Annotated in this window: 2 protein-coding genes; one reads left to right on the top strand and one right to left on the bottom strand. The window is 72.0% G+C overall.

All coding sequences use genetic code 11. The features are described 5' to 3' along the window. Positions 1-691 (bottom strand): glycoside hydrolase family 18 protein (locus CCN72_RS31290; RefSeq protein ID WP_483027286.1); only part of this gene is annotated, 691 nt, incomplete at its 3' end. Between the two features lie 313 nt (positions 692-1004). Between CCN72_RS31290 and CCN72_RS31285 the strand changes: the two genes are divergently transcribed. After that, positions 1005-1978: RNA polymerase sigma factor (locus tag CCN72_RS31285; RefSeq protein WP_143664259.1), on the top strand; the 974-nt coding region annotated here is incomplete at its 3' end.

The following is a 1978-nucleotide window of genomic DNA, read 5'->3' as shown; positions in this document are numbered from 1 at the left end:
CCATGGTCATGATGTTGACCACGTCTATCTTGACGCCCGCGTTCTTGGCGGCCTTGAGGATGTTGACGCCGTCATTGGTCAGCCCGCTGGTCAGCACCGGCAAGGTGATGGAGAACTGGAGGTTCGGGTTGGCCGCCTTGAGGTCCTTCATCGCCTGCATCTGGCGGGCTGCGGCGGCGGTGTCCGCGACGGCGGCGCCCTCGACGTCGAAGTCCAGCTGGGTGACGCCGTAGTCGTCGATGAGGGCCTGGTACCCGGCGTCGATGCTGCTCTGGGTGGTGCAGGTCCAGGCGAGCGGCAGTCCGCTGGCGCCGCCCGAGGAGATGATCACCGAGGCGCCCTCGGACTTGGCTCTGGCGATCTCGGGGTCGGTGTAGGAGTCGTTGCCGATGGGGAGCGTGTCGCCCCAGACCTGGTTGCAGCCCTCGCCGAGGACGAAGGCGGCCGTGTAGGCCTTGAGGTGGTGTCCGGTGATGGCGGTGTCGAGCAGGCCCTCCTGGCCGTTCGACATGTCGACGTAGGGAGCGACGGAGTAGACGCTGCTTCCCGCGGCGCCGCTCGTCGCCGCGCTGTTCAGCGTGTTGTTCGCCGCCGCGTTGCTCGCGGGGGCGAGGGCGACGGCCGCGCCGGTGGCCGCGAGCGCGAACGCGCAGGCGGAGGCGGCGAGTCGGCCTAGTCTTGCCAGGTGCATGACAGTGTGCCCCTCTCGGGGGTGCCCCTAGGGCGTGGGGTGGTGGGGTGATGATGCCGTGCACGGCGGGGGTGTTGGTACATACCAAACCGCCGCCGCACCCCTCCGTCAAGAGGACTAGACCAACTTTGAACCTGTGAACCTGGCGGCCTCCGGCCGGAGTTGATCCGTGCCGCGCCCCCGTGCCCCCTGTCGGGAACCCGTCGCCGTAAGCGACCGGAATTCGCTGCCCGACAACTGTTATCCGGGCCGCTTCGAACGGTCTCCCAGTCATCGGGAACAATCGTTCGGCGTCGAGGACGGGAAACATCTGATGAGCACACGGCACACGGACGCGGTGCAGACGGCAGCCCTGGTGATCGCGGCCCGCGAGGGCGACGCGGCGGCCCAGGACGCCCTGATCAGCGCCTATCTGCCGCTGGTCTACAACATCGTGGGGCGGGCGCTGAACGGCTCCGTGGACGTCGACGACGTGGTGCAGGAGACCATGCTGCGCGCCCTCGACGGCCTGGGCGGGCTGCGCGCCCCCGAGCGTTTCCGCTCCTGGCTCGTCGCGATCGCGATGAACCAGGTCCGTAGCCACTGGCAGGACCGGCAGTCCGCGCCCGCCACCGTGGAGGAGGCGTACGACCTGGCCGACCCGGGCGCCGACTTCGTGGACCTGACGGTGGTGCAGCTCCAGCTGTCGGGCCAGCGCCAGGAGACCGCGCACGCCACCCGCTGGCTGGAGCCCGACGACCGGGGGCTGCTGTCGCTGTGGTGGCTGGAGTGCGCGGGCGAGCTGACCCGCGCCGAGGTCGCCGCCGCCCTGGAGCTGACGCCGGAGCACACCGCGGTCCGCGTGCAGCGGATGAAGGCCCAGCTGGAGGCGGCCCGGGTGGTGGTACGGGCGCTCGACGCGCGGCCCCGCTGCGAGGAGCTGCGCGGCGTGCTGGGCGCCTGGGACGGCAAGCCCTCGGCGCTGTGGCGCAAGCGCATCGCCCGGCACGCCCGCGGCTGCTCGCGCTGCTCCGGGCTGTGGAGCGGACTGATGCCCGCGGAGGGGCTGCTGGCCGGACTCGCGCTGGTCGCCGCGGCGCCCGCGCTGCTCGCCGCGCTGCGCTCCGCGTCCGCCTTCACCGGGATGGCGCCGGTCGCGGCGGACTTCCCGTTCGACGCCTCGACCGGGTCCGGCGGTCCGGGTTCGGGCACAGGCTCGGCTTCGGGCTCGGGCTCGGGCTCGGGCTCGGTTTCCGGTTCCGGGGGCGGGCGGCGGGCCGCGCGGGGCCGTTCGGGCGGACCCGGCGA

Origin of the sequence: Streptomyces murinus, assembly GCF_002154555.1 — a bacterium.
GTDB lineage: Bacteria > Actinomycetota > Actinomycetes > Streptomycetales > Streptomycetaceae > Streptomyces > Streptomyces murinus.
This window is presented reverse-complemented; position numbering and strand designations above follow the sequence as displayed.